The following is a 21,156-nucleotide window of genomic DNA, read 5'->3' as shown; positions in this document are numbered from 1 at the left end:
TATTACCCCTGCGCCTGTACATGAACAAGCCGCTGCTCCTGATAAATATCAACGGTAAAAGGACGGTTCGCCATCGTGTAAGCGTCGAATAGATCACTCATCGCCTGAATAAACGTCCCCTTGAAACGCAGGCCAGCCCGGATCGGAAAATCATAGGAGGCATCCCATACCACTTCATAGCCGGACTTGCTTGCCCATGCTTGCGTAACATTACGCAGAGTTTGCCCTGGAGTTGCAGTCCACACCGCAGCCAAAGGAGCCGGCGTTGGCACCGGTGTTGCACAAACGGCGACATTTGACAGACAGACAAGCGCCGTAAAAACAGATGCGATTATTTTGTTCATTGATCTTTCCAAAGAAAAAGAAGTAGCCAAACAACCTATTAATCAGTTAGTTACCCAAAAAAGCCCACTTGCCGAACAGCAACTACAGTATTTCCACCAGCGCGCCGTCAGATATAAATTTCCGGACACCATCGGGTAATTGTCTGGCAAGCGGGCTGCCTATTCGTTTTCCTCTGCCGTCGATCAGCCTGGAACCGCTCTTGAAACCGATCTGATCGGGTTCCGCCCCCCATCTCAGCAATTCTGCGAAAGCGCCATGCAGCAGCACATTGTCGCCGTAGCTGATATTTTTGCGGAAAATATAGACATGGGACCCTGAGATAAAGGCTCCCCAGAGACACTTGCCAGAAAAGTTGTCACACCAGGCATCAGTGTTCACCCACTCCATGTGCATTGCGGTCAAGACCTGCCGCATCTTCCGACGCCTGACCTCTCCCTGCGCATGATGATTAAGCAGTTGCTCACGGGTTGAAGCATAACTACGAAACAACGCCGCCACATCCGTTCTGGCCCGCACCGCTTGCACACGGACTTCATGCAATAACTGGCCGAAAATCAGTTGCATGAAAAATACAATGACGATCCCAACAATAGCTAATGGCCACATTTTTGTTCTCCTATAACCGTCTGTTTCGTAAACAACCTCCCGCCTCCGGTCGCCTCTTTCCATCGCAACACGGGAATACCGGTGCTTGTTTGCTGGCACACCAACAATTCTCCCTGCTTACTCATGGAGACATTCCCCAAAGCCGGACAACTGCCACCAGCAAAACTTCCGGTTTTGGTGTTTATCACTAAATTGTTACCGACAACCACATCCTTATCTGCATGAACATCACCGACGGCCAGGGTGCCTTTTCTATTAGCACTGGCGTTGCCATCCAAGATAAACAACGTACCATGTGCTGGATTGACAACAATTTTCCCATCATCACCTTGCGCAACATAAGATTGCTTTTCCTGAAAACGGGAAGAGAAAACCATCTTATTCACACCATCAACAACACCAGCGCCTTTCATCGACAGCGTATCCACCTGATCGAGTCTATTGCCGCCCATATTGATGCTGGTTTCCATCCTATTCCACTCTGGATGACCATCTATCTTTTGCCGGTGAAGCAAATCACCGGCTAATGTACCTGGCCCATAGGTTGCCGCGTCCCGGATGAACGGAGCATAAAAAATGCGTCCGATTTCATTAGGTTGTTCATTGAAAAAACCGGCAAAAGATTCAAGCGCATTGACCTGACCGTAGCTGTTCCAATAAGTGGCCGGATTATGACTGTCACGATCCCGGTAATCCAGGTAGAGACCGCCAACACCAATCAACTGTGCGATTTTCATCGAATGACCAGCAACGTCCGGCGGCTTGCCGTCAGCCATTGCCGGAACGGTGTAAATCAATGGATCAATGCGTTTCTTGCCATTGGGCAACATGACAACACGTAATACGCCATCATATTTCTGACCCAGCGGATTGACCGTATTCTGGTTCAGTCCCGGGGGTAAATAGGGGAGCATCTCTGCCCAATTGATAGGTGCCGGCGTGGGCCCCTGACTTAAAGCGGTGTAATTATCATTCACATAATCCGCCACTGCATCGCCAAGATGCTGGATCTGCCCGGCAACTACCTGATTAACCAGCATATCACTCTGCCTGTTCAGATAAACCACACCAACCACCATCATTGATGCCAACACCATCAGTACAACCGTCACTTCCAGCAAAGTGAAACCTGCATTACGGCGGCGTATTGTTAATATGGATACAGATTCATCATGCATAAACAGCCCTTCTTAAAAGTATCAACATCTATTTCATCCGATGGACTCTTTACCCAAAAGAGAATTCTGCCCAAGGGTGCTGCGCTCATATCCGGCTATCGATGGAAAAACGCCACAACTAACCCAGCCATCGCCAAACCTGGCCCGAAAGATATTTGTGGTGTTTTCATTTTGCGCAGCCAGCGAATCGCCAGATAACTTATCAACGTGAACTCTGCCGCCAGCAAAACCACGGATGGCAGCGCTTCCACCCCCAACCAGGCACCCAGCGCCGCCAGGAATTTGGCATCCCCCATCCCCAATGCATCACGCTGAGTCAATCGCCGGGCGCTCCACTCAACCAGCCTAAAAAACAGATATCCACAAACCGCGCCACTCACGGCCAAAGGCAGTGCCACAAATCCGGCAGATTGCAGATTGAACAGCAGCCCCAGCCACAACAAAGAAAGTGTCAGTTGATCCGGCAGCAACAAATATTCGAAATCAATGACCGCCAGCGCTACCAACAAAGAACTCAGCACCAATAGCCCCAACAGCGAGTAACTCCAGCCCATATCTAAAGCCAGCAAAGAGAAAAGCAGCGCCACCGTTCCTTCAACCAGCGGATAGCGTATTGAAATCATCCCATTACAATATCGACAACGCCCTTTCTGACACATATAGCTCAACAGGGGAATGTTATCGCGGACCGCCAACGTGTGACTGCAACGTGGGCAATGCGAACCGGGAAAACAGAGATTAAAGCCAGCCACCTCATTATTGATTTCAGAAAAAATCATGATCGGCAGGCGAAAGATCACGACATTTAGAAAACTTCCGACACATAATCCCAGTAATCCAACCACCAGGACCAGACACCCAGTCGAAGATTGCAGCCACTCGGTCACCATGATCATCTCCCGGCACAATTAGCGCAAAACAGATCAAAACCCGCCAGGTAGCTTGAAAGCCTTCCACAAGCCCCTCAAGCTACCCATCACATAAAGAATCAATAACTGACCTAACTGGCAGAAATAAACGTCACCGTATTGGCATCATTGGCATTACATGCAGTATTAATTTGCGCCAACGTCGAATCCGGCTTAATTTCCGTGGCCGACTGTTGCCCCTTCCCGCCACCACCGACGGTCATTTTCGACCAACCCGCCACCCGCAACTTCAACGAAAGTTGCTGGCAAGCCTCATCAGGCACATTTTGATACTCAATCTTAAACGTCTGAGCGGTAGCATCTCCCGGCGAAATAAGCACCTTGCCATTCCAACTATTAAAAATAATTCCGCTGGTACCATCCTGAGTCATATTGGCCGGAACAACCTTATAATGGATGGCAATTTTGTTATCCAAACTGTCATAGCCTTTGGCACCATTTTTAATTGATTTCAAATTTGCTGCCATCTGAGTAATATTCGACGATTCTGTCGAAATTTCCGAAGCCCGGAACAACTTACCAATCCCCGCTGCGGCTGCGGCTAATATCACAATACCAACAATCATCACAACCAACGCTTCAATCAAAGTAAAACCCGATTGCCGCCTGGCTTTAAGTAACACACTGACTTTCTTATTCATGCTGATAACTCCAAAATCAAAATGATAGACGCGCTCCAACGCGCGACTTCAGAACTGCCGCTTGAACTGAAAACTCACATGCTTACAAAAAGAAATAAAACATATACGTTATAATTACATACATTGAAATATTCATAAAATTGTAATATTTCAAATTGAAACTAATATTATAAGTTATAATTTGAAAAATAAAATTGTTTAAAACGTTCAAAAATCACACAATTGATCGTTAAAAACTATCAAATATATTAATTTCCATCGTGAGTATCGATTAAAACTAATGATATAGCTCATTAAAAAACCAAAGGATTTTATTCTGTCAATTAGTTAGAAATGATTATTTGTAAATATTTTTAATTAATTTAGCAGGGTTGTTGTTAAGCGTTACTGTTGTGAAGCGTTTGTCACAGATCACATTTTTATGAAAATGGGGGGTGGGGGATACAGCTCTATTATCGGCAGATAAAATCCACCAACTTAATGCTGGAAAAACCGTTGAACAGGATTTTGAAGCCACCAAAAACTCGTCAACTGCCAAAAATGATGTTTGAAATTTTCTATGACTAAAAAACAAACCCTATCTTTTCAATAGGGTTTGTCAACGATCTGAGATATCAATTTGCTATCGATACCTTTCTTTGCAGGTTATTATCACCGACTAAAATGCCACCAGCGAAAAGCAAGGCATCTTCAGGTAATAATTGACTTTTATCATCTGTTTTTTCTAACACGAAATTATACACGTTTAATGGATCTGTGTTTCTCAATTTAACTGAGCTAAGGGTAGTTTGACCACCACGTGTATATATTGTATCACCGATCTTAAGTTCATCGGCTTTTACTATTCCTCGTAATGTTGCAACAGGATGCGTTGGCGTCAATGAAACTTTTTCACCGTTATTATAAATTAAATCAACAAATTCGGTATCATGGCCTACAATACGGCTTTTCACTTGTAATATACCGCCTTGCTTTGTTAGGACTTTATCACCTGGACGTATATCTTCAACCTTCTTCTTAGAACCATCAGCCATATCTATTAATGTACCTTCAGCAATACAACCATATTGAATGTTAATTGGTGGGTAAATGAATTGTAAATCAGACGGAGTACTTCCGGGATGATTAGTATAAGTGAATTGAATAGGATATGCTTGCTTATCAGACTTATCAGGAGTTGTGAGAATAGTAACCTGTAAATCCAATACATACTTCTCGTTATTTTTCCAGCATATTGACCCAAAATTAGCGTAGCCTGAGTCTTTGGAGAAATCCCATGTCAATTTTTTACCGCTTTCATCAACCGTCACATGTTCCCAAAATATATTTTCATCAATTGCTCTTACCTTACATCCACCACCAGTATCAAGGCCAACCAACGTCAAATCTGCGTGTATTGGTAATCTCTTGGTTCCCTTAGGCTTTCTATTCTCATCAATCAGAATATAGTCATGGAATTCAACACTGCCAATGATTTCCATATTGATATATGTCTTCTTATTTGGCAACTTTGGCGTCATTGGACCATAATCGCAAGCATCAGGAGTATTTCGCTCAGAGTTTTCTCTATTTAGACAAACGATTATCGGTTGATCTGGATCCATATTTTTTACACGAGTCGGTGCCGTATTATACATCTCTTTTGGAACATCGTCGAAATCAAGTATATTTGATTTCATCATAATTGGCCCGTCACTGATACTTATTCCATTTATTTTTCCCTGATATGTTGAAACAGCGATAACAGAAGATTGATTAGGATTATTAATACCATTAGGTATATCTTCTTCAGAAACGGCTTCCGTTGTATGGCTCCGTACTTCCTTACCCTCTATACTGCTTGAACCTGATGCGATTAGCTGTCTAGATTTTTTATCTTTATCAAGTGCAAAAACCACAAGTGTGTCTTGGAACGATGAAGGAAGGGAAGGATCAGGATAGTAAAGAGAATTAAAAACTGTAGCTGAAATTGATTTATAATCTTTAGAAGGTACTATTACAGCCTGCCCGAAAAAATTTTCAGGATCTTTATTCGAGCGATGTATTTCAAGCGATTTCCCACTCTTAATCAGTGCATGTTGCTTTGCTTTTATCGTCTCAATATCCTTAAAAACATCAGGATACTTCTGTTCAGTAATACCACCGTAGCGTAACAGAGCTATATACCCCTTTTTATGAGATGGAATAGTTAGATTTATCACTTTAGGTTTATTATTTACCTTAATACTATCTAAAAGTTCAGATACGGCCTTATAATCATCTATAGATAATGTATCAAGTTTCGTATCAGCAAGGCATGAGATTATAGGGGTGAGCAGTATGATAAAAAAAACAAATACTCTTTTGTATAGAGCCATAATTTTTCCTATGAGATAATAAAGATTTCTTAAGTCAAAAACATTACACAAACTTTATTTACAAATCGCTATTTGTTGAACTTTAAACTGATAGGTAGTATATTAATATTATAATTTCATCTTAAAATTATTAATTAAAGGGAAAACATATTGAAACTAAAATCATATATATAATTAATGGTCATTTGTAATAAAACGTCAAGTTTTTTATATTCTCCTGCCTTATGAAAAAATTTTCGCACAACTATCTACTGGGCTGTGTACTCAAAACATTGGATGAGTTTTATTAACTTTAAGCACAGCAGATATCCCAATATAAGTTTATTCCAGATAATTAACTTATCATGAACTCCTTCCTTCATAGTGAAATAAAAAATTCACAGACATTTAATATCACCCACCGTTTTCAATAATCAGACTTAATTATTACAAATTATATAAAAATGTCGGTTATGTAACATTATTAAAAAACTTATCTTGAATCACTTTGTTAATTAATGATATGAATAAAATAAAAATTATTTTCACAAATCAAAAGAATATCCATCATGAATAATAACCTTTAATAATCAGATTATTGCGGTAGCCATACCCATATTTTCAATGCTAGTAAAAAATAATAGTAATTTTCTTAAATTTTAAACATCAATAACTAATAAAGGAAGAATCATGGCTATAAATTCAGAACAAATCGCTGTTGAATATCCCATTCCTACTTATCGATTTGTTGTTTCAGTTGGTGACGAGCAAATCCCATTTAACAATGTTTCCGGGCTTGATGTTCATTATGATGTCATCGAATATAAAGATGGCACCGGTAATTACTATAAAATGCCTGGCCAACGTCAATCGATCAATATTACCCTGCGTAAGGGAGTCTTCCCTGGCGACACTAAACTGTTTGATTGGATTAATTCTATTCAACTTAATCAAGTTGAGAAGAAAGATATTGCAATTAGCCTAACCAATGAAGCCGGCACCGAAATTTTAATGACCTGGAACGTAGCGAATGCCTTCCCGACCTCATACACCTCCCCCAATTTTGATGCCACCAGCAATGAAATCGCTGTTCAGGAAATAGCCCTGACAGCAGATCGTGTAACCATTCAAGCGGCTTAATAACGGAGAGATTTTATGACCACATCAACGACCTACCCCGGTGTTTATATTGAAGAAGACGCTTCTCTGTCACTCTCCGTTAGTTCCAGTGCAACGGCAGTGCCTGTTTTTGCTGTCGCAGATAGCAATCCATTAATATCAGATAAGCCCTATATTCGCATTAGTAACTGGCTGGAATATCTGACACTAAAAGATAAACAATTTGATCCTGCCAATACACTTGATATCTCACTGCGCGCTTATTTTATTAACGGTGGTGGATATTGCTATCTGGTCAAAACCACAGATTTAGAAAAACAAGTGCCAAAACTTGACGATGTGACATTGCTGATTGCAGCCGGAGAAGATATTACTACTGCTGTAAGTACACTTTGCAAACCGGGCAAAGGTTTATTTGCTATTTTTGATGGTCCTACCACAGAGTTAAAATCCGATGGCACACCCAACAGCGATTATGACCCAAATCCTTTTGCTGCCGTTTACTACCCCTGGTTAACCGCCGATTGGACTACTACTATCGATATTCCCCCAAGTGCTGCTATTGCTGGTGTCTATTGCTCTGTCGATAGCACCCGTGGCGTCTGGAAAGCACCGGCTAACGTGGCTATTCAAGGTGGATTACAACCTAAATATCCGGTGACTGATGAGCTGCAAGGACAATATAACAAAGATAAAGCACTAAATATGATCCGCACCTTTCCTAAGAGCGGCACACTGGTATGGGGCGCTCGTACTCTTAAGGACAGAGATAACTGGCGTTATATCCCGGTTCGCCGCCTGTTTAACAGCGCGGAGCGGGATATTAAAAATGCCATGAGCTTCGCGGTGTTTGAACCCAACAGCCAACCGACTTGGGAACGAGTACGCAGTGCCATCAATAACTATCTGTATAGTCTGTGGCAGCAAGGTGGTTTAGCGGGAAATAAACCAGATGAAGCTTACTTTGTTCAAATTGGCAAAGATATCACCATGACCGATGACGATATCAAACAGGGAAAAATGATCATCAAAATCGGTATGGCAGCGGTTCGTCCAGCAGAGTTCATTATCTTGCAGTTTACACAGAACACCACTCAATAATTGGAGGCAACATGCCAACAATACCGACTTATCCTGGCGTCTATATTGAAGAAGATACTTCATTAAACCTTTCTGTTAATCAGGGGAACACGGCAATACCCATTTTTATTGGCGTTTTTTCGCCAAAAAAAACCAATCCAATACCACAAGTAACACGCGTTAATAGCTGGCTGGATTTTACTAATCTGTTTAATGTAGGTTGTATTACGTCGGTAGAAATCACATCAACTGCGCCTAATCCAGTGCCTCCTACTCCCGGAAAAGAAGAAGGTAATACAGAAGCCAAAGATGAAAGCACCGGTTACAATTACGATGTCAATGCCGATACCTACACGACAAGCAGTGATGCTTTAAAACTTTATTTCCAAAATGGTGGAGGGCCTTGTTATATCCTGCCACGACCAAGTCATTTAACAGAAGGATTTCTGGACTCAATCCCTGAATTAATTGAACAGGCTTTAGAAATTACACTGATAGTCTGCCTTAAAGAAAGTGATTATAACCAGAAGGCGATATATGGCAGCCTAACCTCTTTATTAAATGCCGGCTATTTCCTTATCGCTGACAACAAGGACAAAACAACCTTACCCAGTACTAACGTAGCATCACAAACCGCAACGTATTATCCGGCAGTTAAAGTCTCACAACTTATCCAAGCAGAAGATAGCCAGATAGCAGTATCAGGTTATCAAGATGCAAAAACAAAACCCGATGAAGTCAAAAACCTGGCGCAACTCAAAGAGAAAAACCCAACTGTCTACCAACAAGCGGTTCAAGCAATACAGGACGAAATAGCCTCCAGCGACAACACCATTCCTGTCAGTGCTGTCATGGCTGGCATATATTGTGCCACTGATGCCAGCCGTGGTGTCTGGAAAGCACCAGCGAATGTTGTGCTTAACGGGATTAGTGATGTTACCGAAAGACTCACCGATGATGACCAAAGCACCATGAATCCATTAGGCATCAATGCCATCCGCTATTTCAATAATCGAGGCTTTGTCGTGTGGGGCGCACGTACTCTGCAAAATGATGATAACTGGCGCTACATTCCAGTTCGACGTTTATTTAATAGCGCAGAACGCGATATCAAGCAGGCAATGCAATTTGCCGTCTTTGAGCCCAACAGCCAACCCACCTGGGAACGAGTACGTAGCGCCATCAATAACTATCTGTATCGACTGTGGCAACAGGGTGGTTTAGCAGGAACTAAACCAGATGAAGCCTATTTTGTCCAGATTGGTAAAGGTATCACCATGTCTGACGACGATATTAAACAAGGGAAGATGATCGTCAAAATCGGTATGGCTGCCGTACGCCCGGCTGAATTTATTATCCTGCAATTTTCGCAAAATGTAACACAGTAACCCTACTGAGGCGCGGTTCGCCGCGCCTGTTCTATTGAGGAAACAAGAATGGAAATAACACAGCCCGGCGTCACCATCACGGAGAACCTGATATCTCAGAAACAAGATGAGGCATTTGTCGGTATACCAGTTTTTATCGGCTATACCCAACCTGCTGAAAATAACCAGGCCAGTGATAAAACCGCCATCAAACTCAATAGCCTGGCCGATTTTACCCTGTCATTTAAACAGACGGGATTAATGTACTATTCCGTGCGTCACTTTTTTGACAACGGCGGTCAGCAAGCCTATGTATTGTCACTAGGTCTTAATGGACAGCTAAATGATTTTCAATCGTTGACCACCACACTGCAACAGGATTGGGTTAAACAAGCGATTACCGCAGAGAGCGCAATCACGCTGATCGTCGTCCCTGATCTTGTCTACCTTAATCAGATGGACGATCCTGATTTAGTAGGCATAGCTCAACACAAAAAAATTCAATTTTGGCTACAGTCCTGGCAATCCGTACTCGATCTTTGCAAGAGCCGACGCGGCATCATGGGATTACTGGATGCCCCGGATAATCCTGAATTGGCAAAGAAATGTTTAGCGCAGTTTTCCTCAAATGATCGACAATGGGGTGCCGTATACTGGCCAAGGCTAAACAGTGCCTATCCGGATCAGGATAAAGAACAAAACTTTATCGTGCTTTCACCGACCGCCGCAGTGGCTGCCGTCATCCAGCGTAACGATAACCAACAAGGCGTATGGACTGCCCCCGCCAACATCGCGTTAGCCAAAGTGATTAGCCCGGTCCGCTCTTATATTGAAGCGAATGCACTCTTTAACCCGGATGGCGCCTCGCTGAATCTGATCCGCAGTTTCCCCGGCAAAGGCATACGCGTATGGGGATGCCGCACGCTGGAAAACACCAATAATACGCCATGGCGTTACCTGCAAACCCGGCGTCTGGTTTCTTATGTCACCGTACATTTGGCGCAATTGGCCCGTATGTACATCTTTGAACCCAATAACGAACTGACATGGATGAAATGCAAGGGGCAAAGTTACAACTGGTTACGGCAATTGTGGTTACAGGGCGGCTTGTACGGATCACAGGAAGATGAGGCATTTACTGTGCTGTTAGGGGTAAATGAGACGATGACCGAAGAGGATATCCGTGCCGGGAAAATGGTTATGAAAGTCGCCCTAGCCGTATTGTCTCCCGCTGAATTTATTGAGATCAGTTTGGTCTTTGATACCCAAACGGGAGCACTTTTGTCTTAAGAAGGAAAGAGCACAATGAACGATTATTACACCCCCGTGGTATCCCACCGTTTTATGGCGAGTTTTATTTTTAATGGCATTCCCGATCCGCTGGATATCCGCTTTCAGCGCATTTCCGGCCTGAGTCGGGAGCTTCAGGTGACCCAGCACAGTCAAGGCGGCGAAAACGCCCGCAATAACTATCTGGCCGAGAAGATCCAACACGGCACATTAACGCTGGAACGTGGCGTGATGACGGTTTCTCCTTTGACCTGGATGTTTGACCGCGTATTGCGCGGAGAAAAAATCGCCTATGCAGATGTGGTGATTATGCTGTTAAACGAAAATTTATTGCCCGTATCCAGTTGGACACTGAGCAATGCCTTGCCGGTACGCTGGCAAACCGGCGACTTTGACGCGAACAGCAACGCCATTTTGGTGAATACCCTTGAACTACGCTATCAGGATATGTGCTGGTTGGGAGTCAAAGTATGACAGTAGAAATCAGAGAGTTAATCATTCAGGCAAAAGTGGTGTCATCAGCTCCAATACGACCAACGCAAGCGACTGAATCAGACCAACAAGGCCATTCGCTGATTCAGGAAAGTCTGGATGAAGCAACCTTGATTGAAAAAATTAAACGCGAAGTGTTGGCCGCATTACGCGATGAGGAAGGGTGGCGTCCATGAGTCTGATTGAACGTGGTTTAGCGAAGCTGACCATTAATGCTTATAAAGACAGGGAAGGAAAAATACGGGCAGGCACCGTGCAAGCCATGTATAACCCCGATTCCCTGCAACTGGATTATCAAACGAATTATCAACAATCCCAGGCTATTAATAGCGAGAAACAAAGCAGTACTTATGTACAGACCAGGCCCCCAGAGTTATCCCTTGAGCTGATTTTTGATGCCACGATGCCGGGTAACAAAACCCCCGTTGAAGCACAGCTAATGCAGCTCAAACAACTGTGCAGCGTGGATGCCACCAGTAGTGAAACGCGGTTCCTGCAAATTAAATGGGGAAAAATGCGTTGGGAAAATCGCGGTTATTTTGCCGGCAGGGCGAAAGATCTGTCTGTGAGTTACTCCTTGTTTGATCGTGATGCCACTCCCTTGCGGGCGCGGGTTATCCTGACACTGGTGGCGGATGAAAGTCTGGTCTTGCAGGAGACAGAACAGAACCTGAAATCGCCGGCAAAAATCGCCTTACGGGTACAAGATGGCGCATCGCTGGCGCTGATGGCAGCGAGTACGGCATCAACTCTGTCCGGCGGCGTCGATTATTTGACACTGGCCTGGCAAAACGGTCTGGATAACCTCAATGGGTTTGTACCGGGTGAAATATTACAGGCCACCAAAGGAGAAGACGCACCATGAGCCATCAACTGAAAATTATTGCAGATGGCAAGGTATTGTCTCTTTTGGCCGCCGTCGATGTGGATACCTATTACCGTGTTAACAGCATCCCTTCGGCAACGCTGAAATTCAGCCTGCCGGACAGGCCACTTTCCTCTTTCAGCCAGACAGATGTACAGGCAGAACTGGCCCATTGTCAAGTAGGCAAAACCCTGCGTCTGGAAGTGACTGATGGCGGCCGGAAATCGGTGTTGTTTAACGGCCTGATTACCCGTAACACGTTGAAGATCAAAAATAAGCAATTATTGCTCACGTTGCTCGTCAAACATCGCTTGCAACTGATGGTGGATACCCAACATTCACAACTGTTTAAAGACAGCAACGAAAAATCCGTCTTAAACACCCTATTGAATCAGGCTGGCATCAAGGCTCACTTTGAACAGATAGCCGCGTTAGATCAAAAGCATGAGCAGATGGTGCAATTTCGCTGTTCAGACTGGCGTTTTCTGCTGTGTCGGCTATCAGCCACTGGCGTATGGCTGTTACCCACGACAGAAGGCGCCCGACTTGTCCAACCTGAATCCCTGAAATCTAACTCAACCTATACCCTGAAAAACCGGGGGGATGAGAAAAAAGATATCGTCGTCAAAGATGCAAGCTGGCAGTTTGACAATCATCTTAACCCCGCTTCACTGGAAGTCAGTGGCTGGGATATCAGTAAACAACAGGAGTTGTCAGGTGGCCGCTACGGCAGTGTTGCCGTGGGGAAAGCGGCACTCTCCCCTGATAGGCTGGCGTCTTTGAATAAAACAAGTTGGGATATTCGCTACAGCAGTCCGTTAACCACCCAAGAAAGCGGCTATCTGGCACAGGGACTATTGCTGAATCAGCGTGTTTCTGGCGTCACAGGCGAATTCCGGCTTAAAGGCGATGGGCGTTATCAGTTAGGGGATAACATTCAATTAACGGGATTTGGTTCACAATTGGATGGTACAGCCAGCATTACTGCGGTTCGCCATCGTTTTAACCGGCGAATTGATTGGGAAACCACCCTGAGCATGGGCTTACAACAGGAATATCTGCCCGTGTTGCCCGATGCCCCCGAACTGCATATTGCGACAGTAGCAAAGTATCAGCAGGACAAGGCAGCCTTGAACCGCATTCCGATTATTTTGCCGGTGTTGAATCGCCCGAATGAATTTCTGTGGGCAAGACTAGGGAAACCTTACGCCAGCCACGAAAGCGGTTTCTGTTTTTACCCGGAACCCGGTGACGAAGTGATTGTCGGATTCTTTGAAAGTGATCCACGTTATCCGGTGATTCTGGGGGCAATGCACAATCCGAAAAATAAAGCACCTTTAGAACCTACCCAAGATAATCAGGAAAAAATTTTGGTGATTAAACAAGGTGAAAACCAACAACAAATTGTCATCAATGGCAAAGAAAAAATTATCCGAATCAATGCGGGAGATAATCAAATCACGCTCCAACAGGATAAAGATATTTCTCTATCAACGAAAAAAGAATTAACACTGAAAGCGCAGACAATGAATGCCCAAATGGATAAATCGCTCAATCTGTCCGGCAAAAACAGTGTTGAAATCAAAGGTGCCAAAATTAATCTTACCCAGTGAAAGGTGAACAATGGAAAACCAAATACTGACACAACTCTATGGTCGTGGTTGGGCGTTCCCTCCCGCGTTTTCCCTTGAAAAGGGGGTGGAAATGGCTGAGGGGGCGGAAGATGTGCGCCAGAGTTTGCACATTCTGTTCAGCACTGAGCCGGGGGAGCGCCTGATGCGCGAAAATTATGGCTGCGGATTAAATGATTTTATGTTTGAAAATATCCGCAACGAATTGTTTGCTGAAATTGAATCCCGTATCCATGACAGCGTATTGCGTTATGAATCACGGGCGGATATTACGGATATCCAAGTTCTTCAATCACCAAACAGCAAGAATACCCTGCAAGTGCAGGTCATGTACCGCCTGCGGGGAAGCGATATCAATCAGCAAATTCAGGGAACACTGGCACTGAGTGAAGGTCGGGTAATGGAGGTGGTATGAGTGAGTCCATTGTGACAGACGGTGACATACTCCAGTTTGATCCCAACTTTGGAAATCGACAGGTGACGGTTTCCAGCCCGGGTAAGATCAGCGGTAAAGGACATGCGCAGGTAAACGGCAAGAAAGTCTGCATTCTGGGGGATGAGAAACAAGTCAGGGTTTCTGCAACCTATATCACAGCAATGCATACAACACCGGGAACCGGCACCATTACCATCAGTGCGTTGGATGCCAGCCAGCAAGCCCTTCAATGTACCAGTGGCGCGGCCTTAATTATCAAGGGGCAGAAGTTTACAGCCATGTTTACGCCTCAATCACCCGCCATCAATAATACCGTGAACCCGCCGCAACCGGATGTTACAACGCCTTCATCGGGCAAAGGCAGTTTTATCACTCAACAAAATTTTGCCACCGTGAATTAAGGCATTGGCTGAAACAAACCGAAATTAAACAGTGTGAATAATCCTTTATTCACAGAGGAATCTCTGTGCCACACAGGTGATATTATGGAATTAACTGAGTTAAATAATACATTGTCAGACTTGATGCCGACGAACGGTTTTAAATTATATAATCGAACCAGTTTGCAATTACTCCAATATATTGAAGAGTACACCAAAATCATTCCCTTCAATCAGGGCAATAAACATTGGAATGACTTTTTCTTTATGGCGAATAATACGCCGGAGAAACTGGCTGAATTATATCAAGGGGAAATCGAAGCCAATGGGGAATTATTACCTCATCAAGCTTTTCTATTAGCGGTATTACGATTATTGGAAACACCAATCTCCTTATTGAATACCTTACCTGCGGCTCATCGCAATCTCTATTATCGGGCGCTTTTGGGGCTGTCCCCCCGCCCGGCACAACCCGATCAGGTTGCCTTGTCGGTGGAACTGAATTCAACCGTCACAGAGCAACTGCTCACTAAAGGCACCTTGTTTGAAGCGGAGCAAGATGAACAAGGCAATGCCCTGCAATATGCGCTGGATGCCAATTTACTGGCGAACCGAGGCTATATCAGTGACTTGTACTGGTTACGGCATAAAGAACAGCAGCAATGGGTTAGCGCGACCCCCTGGGATTTACAGGCACAGATAGCATTGCCATCTGATGGGATACGGTTATTCAGTGAAACGGATCAGGATAAATCTGTGCTGGGCGGTGTGTTGATCACTTCCGCACAGTTGGCGATGGAAGAAGGGACCAGAAAGATAACTGTTACCTTTGAGAAAGACATAGACAACCAAAGTTTGCTGGCACAAATCAGCAGTGGCAACCAATGGCTGGCCTTAATGTTAACTCACGGGAAAAATACAAAAGAAGTTATCCTGACACTTTCGGATAAAGAGCCGGCAATCAGTGCGCCAGAGGATCTGGATAACCTGGTTTTCACCCAGCCAGTACTCCGGCTACAGGGAAAAGACAGCCAGGCACTGCCCACGGTGACCGAACTCAAAGTGCAAGAGGCCGTAGATAAAGCCTCGTTCGAAACGTATCACATCACCCCCTTTGGTTATAGTCATGAGATTGAGCCATTGGAAGCAAACCCCGCGTTATATCTCGGTATCACTGACGTCGAGCCGGGACAGACCTTATCGCTATATTGGAAATTAAAATCACCGCAGCAACCCGAAAAAGTTTCCTGGTATTACCTGAATCAAGAAAATCAATGGGCTGCATTGGATGCGTGGGTCAATGATGAAACCAAACATTTGTATCAGGATGGCACCTGGCAGGTTGTACTGCCCGCTGACGCCTCCAAACAGGCAACAAAGATGCCAGCGGGACGCTATTGGTTAAAGGCAATCGTGGTTATCCCCACACATAACGGCTCATGGGGAAAAAGCCCTTGGTTATACGGTCTGATCTATAACGCCCTGACAGCAACATTGGTGAATGCCGATAACATCAGTCACAGCCATTTCTTAACGCCATTACCGGCAGGCACTATTCAGCGTCCGGTTGAACCCATCATTGTCGTGGCTTCAATCAGCCAGCCTTGGGCGTCATGGAATGGACGTGTACCGGAAACCGACAGCGCTTTTTTTGAACGGGGAGCTCAACACCTGTCCCACCGTAACCGAGCCTTAACTTGGGACAATATGGCGACACTGTTAAAAGAGCGTTATGTCAGCATCTTTGATGTTAAGTACCCAGGCAATGATGAACTCACCCGAGTACCGACATTGGAGGAACAGAAACTGACAATCATTCCTGCCAACCGATACAACGACAGCGATGACCCTTTGCGTCCGGTACTAAACCCGGCACGTCTGCAAGAAATGGCCGAGTGGTTACAGCAAAAAGCCTCTTCCTGGGCTGAGATTAAGATCAACAATCCCCAATATGTTGATGTGAACATTAATTACACGGTGGTTTTTAAGCCGGATGTTAACAACGATTTTGGCTATCGCCAGCTACGGCAGCAACTCAGTGAGGCGTATATGCCCTGGAGCGTCGATGAGCAGCGACCCGTTATGTTGAATAACAACATTAACTATTACCAGTTACTGGCGACCATTCAACAGCAGCCGCTGGTTGAGCGGGTCACCTGTCTGACACTGTGTCGGGCGGATGCGGCTAAAGGCAGTGATATCACCGTATCGGTGGAAGCCAAAGATAATGAGGTGCTGATTTTAGTCTGGGAAGCAGACAATAAGCTGCAATGCCGAGGAAATAACGATGAATAATCAAGATGCACTGTTTCATAAAGTGAAAGACGATATTCACTTTGATACCTTACTGGAACAAGCCCATCAGGTGGTTGGGCAACAGGCCGGAAAACTGTGGAGCGACACGGCGGAACACGACCCCGGCATCACCTTTCTGGAAGGACTCAGTTACGGTGTGTCAGATTTGGCTTACCGTCACACCCTTCCCCTGGCAGATTTACTGACTCCTGCCCCAGATAACCAGATCCAGCAAGACGGAATTTTTCCCGCTGAATTTGGCCCTCATAAGACGCTGACTTGTGGGCCAATCACTACCGATGATTATCGGAGAGCGTTGCTGGACCTGCATAGCAGCGACTGGGCAGGGGAAACTACTCTACAGAATAAAGAAGATTTTCTGTTCCGTAATGTGCAACTGATACGTGAACCGGAAAATCTGGGGTATACCTATTGGTATAATCCGGACACAAGGGAATATAGTTTCCAAAAGGGTGATAGTGAAAATGTGAAAGAGTTTGTATTGCGGGGAAATTACTGGCTTTATCTGGAACCCAGCCGTTATACAGAAAAGAACAAAGCCACCGCCACCCAACAATTGAAGGATTTTTTAACCGATAACCGCAATATCGGGGAGTCAGTCAGTCAGATTATCTGGTCACAACCGGTTGATTTTCCGCTATTACTGGATATCGAACTGGGTGATGATGTACAGGATGTCGCCGGTATTTTCGCGGCCGTCTATAGCACCGCAGAGCAGTATCTGATGCCTGAGGCACAGCGTTACCGCACTGAAACACTGCAAGATGCCGGAATGTACAATGATGAAATCTTTGAAGGGCCACAGTTGCAACATGGCTGGATCCCTGAATTGCCGACAGCCCGTGACTATACGCAACGGATCATACTCAATCTTAGCCGGCTGGTTAATAAACTGCTTGAGATTAAGGGTATTCAGAATGTGAATCGCCTTCAGTTGGACGATAGTTTTGACAAGACCTTGATTGAACCGATCAAAGAGGATAGCTGGTCATGGTCAATTAAAGAAGGCTATTACCCTCGCTTGTGGGGTCAAGATCCGCTCCATCAATTGGCACAACAGGATGGCCCGCTCAGGGTGATCGCCAAAGGCGGGATCAGCGTTACGGTTGATGAAAAACAAATTCAGAACAGTTTACCTAATCCACCTTTGATTCAGAATGAACCTGTGGTATTGGCTTACGGTCGGCATCGCGATGTAGCTAGTTATTATCCCGTCAGCGATACGCTGCCCGCTTGCTATGGGTTACAACAACCCTTGTCTGAGAGTGAACATGTTCAACGCCTGTTGTCACTTCATCAGTTTATGTTGCCATTTGAACAAATGCTGGCTTGTGGTTGCCAGCAAATTGCCATGCTGCCGAAATTGTTGGCTTTTGAGCGCGAGGGATATGAAGTCTGGGGTGATCAGTGGCCGTTTAAGCCGGGTTCTGTCAATGATGAAGCCCATCAGGATTACGCCCCTGCATTAAAGGCACTGTTAAAACAGATCGCCCTCGATAGCGATCACGAACTGGATATCGTCAATTACCTGCTCGGCTATTTTGGCACTGAACGGGCGCCACATACCTTTACCACCCCCATCGATGATTTTCTCACTGTGCAACAGAGCTATCTGGCTCAACAACCGACATTAACTTATCACCGTGCCAACATTCGAATTGATCAGGTTTCTTCGCTGCAAAAGCGCATTGCTGCCCGTATAGGGTTAGGCGATGATCTGTTTAAACCGAAGCCTGATCTGAATCTGAGCAAACTGCCTTTTTATCTGGTGGAACACCGGGCATTGCTGCCAATCAAGCCCAATAGCCAGTTTGATACAAAGCAGAAGCCGGACTGTGTATATAAGGAAGAGAAAGAGGAAGAAGAAGAGAAAGAGGAAGAGAGCCAGACCAAAAAACCGCCTTATCTGGTGATTAAGCAAGACAGTATTAATGGCAAGCTGAGACAGGGGCAAGTGATCAATTTAATCCTCTGTGAAGGCGAACAGGGCAACACCCAATTTACAGTGCGTGGTCAGATGATAGTCAAAGCCGAGGAAGATCAGTTTTGGCTGGACGTGGGTAATAGTACGCAACTGGAATACAATCTGGAACGGATAATAGCCGCTGACAACGCGGAAAAACTGTTCTGGCAAAACAGCGTGGTCTGGATGGAAGATATGAACTACCGTCTGGCCTACGATAGTGATCAATCCCTGAATGACCAGCCATTGCCTGACAACCAGCGGCGTCTGACCCGCACAGCATACACCCCCTTCCCGTCCCTGATTGCGGTAGGTAATGAAATTACCCTGACCAAACATTTAGGGGTAACAGGAGTTACACAGGAATATGCAGATGAATCAGAAAAGTTGTATGCAAAAGTTGTCAGCTTTGATCGCATCAAGGGTACCTTGATTATTGAACGTCAGAATAGTTCGACATTGAAGTTCCCTGCTCCGAAAGAAGCCCGGCGATACAGTTGGTATTTTTCAGGTAAGGATTATGAAAAAACCGATCGTTTCTCATTTGTTATCAGCGTAGTCGTAAACAGTGATTCAATTAACATGCCCGGTGTTGATCCCTATAAACTAGAAGAATGGGTTAAAGAAACCATTCTTACCGAGTTCCCTGCCCATATTTCTATGATTATTCACTGGATGGATCGGGACGCATTTTTAAATTTCGGCATGACTTATCAACGTTGGCAAAATAATGGTGCACCTTTGGGTGATTCTGCCTATTCGATTCTGGAAAGCCTGACATTAGGTACATTACCTTCTGCTTTAAAAGGCATAGGAACAATGCAAATTGCTACACCGCACCAAAGAGAGGAAGTTGTCGGTGAAAACAACGATGAGTGGAATACCAAAAAGATAATCCAGAATGAATTGTTCTATGTTCCGAAAGAGAACGAATAAGCAAAAATATCTACTAATCACAATTTTAGATTAAACATAGTTTATGGAGTTAGCCATGAAAGAAATTCGTTATTCTGTAAAAACACAAGAGCAACAAACATTAACTGACTCAAAAGGTATTGGGCCTGAGACTGATAAATTAAAAGATAAATTTAAAGACGGCAGTATTCCTTTACAAAAGGATTTTAATGATTTGATTGATATTGCGGATGTTGGTCGTAAAGCAACCGGGCAAGCACCGCAACAAAATGGACCAGGAGTAGGATTGAAGCTGGATGATAATGGTACGCTTAATTTAAAAATGGGCACGCTTGCTAGCCAAGACTTTTCGCCATTAATACTTGAAAAAGATATCTTATCCGTAGAGCTTGGTAGTGGTCTGATTAATAAAGACAACGGAATATGTGTTGGTCAAGGTAATGGTATTACTGTTAGTGGAAATGGAGTAGAAGTTAAGGCCAAGAATAATGGCAGTATTTCCGTTGACTCAGAGGGTATAGCTGTTAAATGTTGGGACGGGGGCGGTATTGTGGTAACTGATAATACTGGTCTTTATTTGAAATTAGAGGGAGGAAATCCAAGTAATGCCTGGAGCGGTGTAAGTGGTTTGAGCCTGAGTAAAAATGGTGTAAAAGTTAAAGCCGGTAACGGTATCACTGTTAATTCAAGCGGTGTCAGTATTGATCCTAACAAAGTACTTCCCAGAGGAATGATTGTGATGTTCTCTGGTAATAGTTCCCCTACAGGTTGGGCATTTTGTGATGGAGGAACTTATAATGGAGTTACAGTTCCAGATTTAAGAAGTCGTTTTGTCATGTGTGGTGAAACTATTTCTGAGACAGGAAAAAGCAGCAGTAAAGCCAGTGGGAGTGGTAATGGAAAAAATTTTTCCAAGAATACAACATCAACTCAAGTTTCTGTCACTGTTAATGTGCAAAATACAACGTTAACAGAATCACAAATACCTAGTCATCAACACATTGGGGGAATGGCTTATTATATGAATGTTGGAATGCAATATGAAACCTCTTTCGGTCCAGAGACATCGACAGACGTAATAAACAACAACCCTTCCTCCGTAGGAATGACTAAAGCCACTTCACCTCGTTACGCATACACATCAAAAACAGGCGAAGGGAAAGGACATAATCACCAAGCAACAGCCTCATCCCCTTCACATAGCCATAGCGTTGATGTAGTTCCGCCCTATTATTTATTAGCCTTTATTATGAAACTTTAATTCTAT

Annotated in this window: 19 protein-coding genes; 13 read left to right on the top strand and 6 right to left on the bottom strand. The window is 44.4% G+C overall.

The genetic code is table 11. The annotated features are described in order from the left end of the window. Nucleotides 1-2: 2 nt before the first annotated feature. The 6 genes from PTE_RS16195 to PTE_RS16170 form a co-directional block, all read right to left on the bottom strand. A complete protein-coding gene (locus tag PTE_RS16195) occupies nt 3-344 on the bottom strand; it encodes a toxin co-regulated pilus biosynthesis Q family protein (RefSeq protein ID WP_036848795.1) in 342 nt (113 codons plus the stop codon). Nucleotides 345-426: 82 nt separating this feature from the next. Continuing rightward, the gene (locus tag PTE_RS16190; RefSeq protein ID WP_036848793.1) at nt 427-951 is read right to left on the bottom strand and encodes a hypothetical protein; all 525 of its coding nucleotides are present in this window, start codon (nt 949-951) and stop codon (nt 427-429) included. Beyond that, entirely contained in the window at nt 939-2,129 is a 1,191-nt protein-coding gene (gene pilV, locus PTE_RS16185) for a shufflon system plasmid conjugative transfer pilus tip adhesin PilV (protein ID WP_081738252.1), read from the bottom strand. Before pilV ends, PTE_RS16190 begins: the two co-directional genes overlap by 13 nt. A 95-nt stretch (nt 2,130-2,224) precedes the next feature. After that, nucleotides 2,225-3,019 (bottom strand): prepilin peptidase, encoded by a 795-nt coding sequence (locus PTE_RS16180; RefSeq protein ID WP_036848786.1) that lies wholly within the window; start codon nt 3,017-3,019, stop codon nt 2,225-2,227. A 110-nt stretch (nt 3,020-3,129) separates the two neighbouring features. After that, on the bottom strand, nt 3,130-3,699 hold the full coding sequence (locus PTE_RS16175) for a type 4 pilus major pilin (RefSeq protein WP_036848783.1): 570 nt from the start codon (nt 3,697-3,699) through the stop codon (nt 3,130-3,132). 614 nt (nt 3,700-4,313) lie between these two features. Further along, nucleotides 4,314-6,056 carry a Hint domain-containing protein gene (locus PTE_RS16170; protein WP_036848781.1) on the bottom strand — a complete coding sequence of 581 codons (1,743 nt, stop codon included), beginning with the start codon at nt 6,054-6,056 and terminating at the stop codon, nt 4,314-4,316. Nucleotides 6,057-6,725: 669 nt separating this feature from the next. Here PTE_RS16170 and PTE_RS16165 point away from each other — a divergent pair. The 13 genes from PTE_RS16165 (at nt 6,726) to PTE_RS16105 (ending at nt 21,150) form a co-directional block, all read left to right on the top strand. Beyond that, nucleotides 6,726-7,175 (top strand): phage tail protein, encoded by a 450-nt coding sequence (locus tag PTE_RS16165; protein ID WP_036848778.1) that lies wholly within the window; start codon nt 6,726-6,728, stop codon nt 7,173-7,175. A 15-nt stretch (nt 7,176-7,190) separates the two neighbouring features. Further along, nucleotides 7,191-8,255 carry a phage tail sheath family protein gene (locus tag PTE_RS16160; protein WP_036848775.1) on the top strand — a complete coding sequence of 355 codons (1,065 nt, stop codon included), beginning with the start codon at nt 7,191-7,193 and terminating at the stop codon, nt 8,253-8,255. A gap of 11 nt (nt 8,256-8,266) precedes the next feature. After that, nucleotides 8,267-9,622: a phage tail sheath family protein gene (locus PTE_RS16155; protein ID WP_036848772.1), complete on the top strand. Its 1,356-nt coding sequence runs from the start codon at nt 8,267-8,269 to the stop codon at nt 9,620-9,622. Between the two features lie 48 nt (nt 9,623-9,670). Continuing rightward, on the top strand, nt 9,671-10,891 hold the full coding sequence (locus PTE_RS16150; protein WP_036848769.1) for a phage tail sheath family protein: 1,221 nt from the start codon (nt 9,671-9,673) through the stop codon (nt 10,889-10,891). Nucleotides 10,892-10,906: 15 nt separating this feature from the next. After that, nucleotides 10,907-11,365, top strand: a complete 459-nt coding sequence (locus PTE_RS16145; protein ID WP_036848766.1) for a phage tail protein — start codon at nt 10,907-10,909, stop codon at nt 11,363-11,365. Beyond that, a complete protein-coding gene (locus tag PTE_RS16140; protein ID WP_036848763.1) occupies nt 11,362-11,559 on the top strand; it encodes a DUF5908 family protein in 198 nt (65 codons plus the stop codon). The genes PTE_RS16145 and PTE_RS16140 overlap by 4 nt, the downstream gene beginning before the upstream one ends. Continuing rightward, the gene (locus PTE_RS16135) at nt 11,556-12,248 is read left to right on the top strand and encodes a CIS tube protein (RefSeq protein ID WP_036848760.1); all 693 of its coding nucleotides are present in this window, start codon (nt 11,556-11,558) and stop codon (nt 12,246-12,248) included. Before PTE_RS16140 ends, PTE_RS16135 begins: the two co-directional genes overlap by 4 nt. Continuing rightward, entirely contained in the window at nt 12,245-13,861 is a 1,617-nt protein-coding gene (locus tag PTE_RS16130) for a phage baseplate assembly protein V (RefSeq protein WP_036848757.1), read from the top strand. Before PTE_RS16135 ends, PTE_RS16130 begins: the two co-directional genes overlap by 4 nt. A gap of 10 nt (nt 13,862-13,871) precedes the next feature. Continuing rightward, on the top strand, nt 13,872-14,294 hold the full coding sequence (locus tag PTE_RS16125; RefSeq protein WP_036848754.1) for a GPW/gp25 family protein: 423 nt from the start codon (nt 13,872-13,874) through the stop codon (nt 14,292-14,294). Further along, complete coding sequence (locus tag PTE_RS16120; RefSeq protein ID WP_036848751.1) at nt 14,291-14,716, top strand: hypothetical protein; 426 nt, start codon at nt 14,291-14,293, stop codon at nt 14,714-14,716. Before PTE_RS16125 ends, PTE_RS16120 begins: the two co-directional genes overlap by 4 nt. Before the next feature lie 84 nt (nt 14,717-14,800). After that, complete coding sequence (locus PTE_RS16115; protein ID WP_036848748.1) at nt 14,801-16,990, top strand: baseplate J/gp47 family protein; 2,190 nt, start codon at nt 14,801-14,803, stop codon at nt 16,988-16,990. Then, a complete protein-coding gene (locus PTE_RS16110; RefSeq protein WP_036848746.1) occupies nt 16,983-19,910 on the top strand; it encodes a hypothetical protein in 2,928 nt (975 codons plus the stop codon). The genes PTE_RS16115 and PTE_RS16110 overlap by 8 nt, the downstream gene beginning before the upstream one ends. A gap of 55 nt (nt 19,911-19,965) precedes the next feature. Further along, nucleotides 19,966-21,150 (top strand): tail fiber protein, encoded by a 1,185-nt coding sequence (locus tag PTE_RS16105; protein WP_036848743.1) that lies wholly within the window; start codon nt 19,966-19,968, stop codon nt 21,148-21,150. Nucleotides 21,151-21,156: the final 6 nt, after the last annotated feature.

Origin of the sequence: Photorhabdus khanii NC19 (genome assembly GCF_000517265.1) — a bacterium.
Lineage (GTDB): Bacteria > Pseudomonadota > Gammaproteobacteria > Enterobacterales > Enterobacteriaceae > Photorhabdus > Photorhabdus khanii.
The sequence above is the reverse complement of the archived record's forward strand: the minus strand, read 5'-3'. Positions and strand labels throughout refer to the sequence as shown.